Raw genomic sequence first — 1,423 nt, 5'->3', positions numbered from 1 at the left:
GCCTGGCGGAGGCCAAAGTGGCACTGGACCTGGTGGAATATTGCCAGGCGGAGGCCAAGGTGGCACTGGTGGAACCGGACCGGGCGGAACATTGCCAGGCGGAGGCCAAGGTGGCACTGGTGGGACCGGACCGGGCGGAACATTGCCAGGCGGAGGCCAGGGTGGCACTGGTGGAACCGGGCCGGGCGGAACATTGCCAGGCGGAGGCCAGGGTGGCACTGGTGGAACCGGGCCGGGCGGAACATCGCCTGGCGGAGGCCAAGGTGGCACTTCGGGAACTGGTGGAGGCTCTGAAGGCACAGCTTCAAATGGCGAGCCTGACCGCGGAATATTTGGTGCCATCGCAAGTACAACAGATAACGTGAAAAAATATGTGTTAGAGTTTGGTGATACGGTTTTACAAGGTGCTTCTGCACAATATGCCGGATATACCATTAGTCAATTAGAATCAGGAAATTATAAAGTTACGGGTCAGAGCAATATCAATAACAAATTCTTTAACCATTATTATGATAAGTTCAAGAAATATACGATGGATGGTCGAAATGCTTATTTGCCGACCAATGGAGCAAATCCGAGACCACATCGAGTTAATACTTTTTTAGATGGCAAAAAAATTGCAGATATCACTTCACCTAAAACGTTTATAAACTCGGCTTGGAATAGTGCCAAGAACAGCTTGAATACCGATTTTAATGTATTTTCGAAAAGCTTCTATGGTAAAGCGAATTTGATGAAATTGAATGGACCCGTTAATTTGGCGCTGAGTTCATTCAATAGCATCTATGATTATTCAGAAGGCGAAAAATCGGCAATTGGCCTGGTGTCGACTGATTTTGCAGCTGATCTAACAACTGATGTAGCAATTGGCGTCGGAACCACTGCCTTATCCACTATAGGGGCCAGTATGGCAGCGGGTGCGATAGGTGGCTCGGTAGTTCCGGGATTAGGTACCATTGTTGGGGCAGCAGCCGGTTTGTTAGTAGGTTTGACTGTCACATTACTGTTGGAAACGGGTCCTGGTAAAGCAGTGAAAAAAGCTGTCAGAGATGGCGTTAAATTCGTTTATGATGGCGCAGTAAGTGGCGTCAAAGCTGCAGGAAAAGGAATAGCAGATGGAGCGAAAGGTCTGTTTGACGGTGCTAAGAGTCTATTTGGCTTTTAACTGAAGAGAGGGTTGCAAGTAGGGTGGTAACCCTCTCTTATTTTTCACCAAAATTATTGAGAGTGGTGATTATATGTTCAGTATGAGGAAATTAATGCAGGCAATTGGAGCCAGTATTCTGATCACGGTCTTAGTTTCTTTCATAATCGGGTTTTTTAATATTCCATCTTTTAATGGCTATATCGTTTTCCAAATGATATTGACATACGGTTCACTGGGATACTTTTCAGTAAAGTGGAACCCTAAAACCCCTTATAC

The 1,423-nt window shown here is 46.5% G+C and carries 1 protein-coding gene; it reads left to right on the top strand.

Translation table 11 applies throughout. From position 1 onward, the window contains the following. A partial coding sequence (locus AC1DSB_RS19240) for a hypothetical protein (protein WP_477587416.1) occupies positions 1-1,165 on the top strand: 1,165 nt, incomplete at its 5' end. Positions 1,166-1,423: the final 258 nt, after the last annotated feature.

The organism is Paenisporosarcina sp. P4_E4_2, from assembly GCF_056401595.1.
This window is presented reverse-complemented; position numbering and strand designations above follow the sequence as displayed.